We start from the raw sequence: 1,533 nt of genomic DNA on the forward strand, positions 1-1,533 counted from the left end.
ACCAGCCTGATAGCGCCGATGTCGCCATTTTCGACCATCGCGCGCGCCTGGCGCACCATCGGATAGCCGGTGTAGTTGTGGGTGAGCACGAACAGCGCATCGCTGTCGTCGGCCGCCTTCTTCAGTTTCTTCGCATCCGAAAGCGTCGAGGTCAGCGGCTTGTCGCAGATCACATGGATGCCGCGCTTCAAAAACTCCTTGGCGGCGGCATAGTGCACATGGTTGGGGGTGACGATCGCCACCGCCTCGATGCCGTCCTTCAGCTTGGCCTCGCGGATCGCCATTTGCTTGAAGTCGGAATAGACCCTTAACGGATCAAGCCCGAGCTCGCGGCCGGAGCTTTCGGCCTTGTCCGGCGTCGACGACAGCGCGCCGGCCACCAGCTCGTAGTGATCGTCGAGCCGGGCGGCGATGCGGTGCACCGCGCCGATGAAGGCGCCAGAGCCGCCGCCGACCATGCCGAGCCGGATCCGCCGCTCGCGCTTCTCGCTCGTTCCCTCGATTGCTGCTTCTCCGGGTCGCGCGACAAGTCCATCATCTNCTTGGATGCACAAGGGTGGCGATTGCCATCGTTTTGTCTCCCTGTTCTGAACCTGCTCTATCGTCTCGTTGTCATCGTCGTGCGGCTGCCCCTCATCCGCCTGCCGGCACCTTCTCCCCGCCAGGCGGGGAGAAGGAATATGCGGCACCCGCTCGCACCGCCAGCCAAGGCAGCAGCGCCAGCGTCAGCTCACATCCCCTCCTCCAGCAGCTGGCAGAAGGGCGATCGCGACGGCGTTTCCTCTCGCTCTGCAGCACCGTGTGGCACGTCCCCTCTCCCCGCTTGCGGGGAGAGGGTTAGGGTGAGGGGCTGCGGCCGGGGCGCGCACTGCGGCTGCGGCGGGCTGCCGCCGAAGCTGTGCTTCGCCTCAGATCCCCAGCAGGCGCCGGTTGGCGGCCTCGTCGGTGCCGCCGTCGGCAAAATCGTCGAAGGCCTTTTCGGTAACCCGGATGATGTGGTGCCTGACGAACTCGGCGCCTTCGCGCGCGCCGTCTTCGGGATGCTTCAGACAGCACTCCCATTCCACCACCGCCCAGCCGGAAAAATCATTGGCCGCCATCTTGGAAAACACCGCGCCGAAATCGACCTGGCCGTCGCCGAGCGAACGGAAGCGCCCGGCCCGGTTGACCCAGCCCTGGTAGCCGCCATAGACGCCCTGCCTGCCGGTCGGGTTGAACTCGGCATCCTTGACGTGGAACATCCGGATGCGATCCTTGTAGATGTCGATGTTGTCGAGATAGTCGAGGCATTGCAGCACATAGTGCGAGGGGTCGTAGAGCATGTTGGCGCGGGCATGGTTGCCGGTACGCTCTAAAAACATCTCGAAGGTGATGCCGTCGTGCAGGTCCTCGCCCGGATGGATCTCGTAGCAGATGTCGACGCCGCAATCCTCGGCATGATCGAGGATCGGTTTCCAGCGCCGCGCCAGTTCGTCGAAGGCGGTCTCGACCAGGCCGGCCGGGCGCTGCGGCCAGGGATAGACGAACGGCCAG

At 64.8% G+C, this 1,533-nt stretch carries 2 protein-coding genes; both read right to left on the bottom strand.

Going from position 1 to position 1,533, the window contains the following annotated elements:
- Positions 1 to 458, bottom strand: a 458-nt coding sequence (locus ASD02_RS31930; protein ID WP_162255932.1) for a Gfo/Idh/MocA family oxidoreductase, incomplete at its 3' end; no start/stop codon positions are given.
- A gap of 450 nt (positions 459 to 908) precedes the next feature.
- Positions 909 to 1,533 (bottom strand): sugar phosphate isomerase/epimerase (locus ASD02_RS31935; RefSeq protein WP_156408509.1); only part of this gene is annotated, 625 nt, incomplete at its 5' end.

The organism is Ensifer sp. Root1252 (assembly GCF_001425885.1).
In the GTDB taxonomy this organism is placed as follows: Bacteria; Pseudomonadota; Alphaproteobacteria; order Rhizobiales; family Rhizobiaceae; genus Ensifer; species Ensifer canadensis.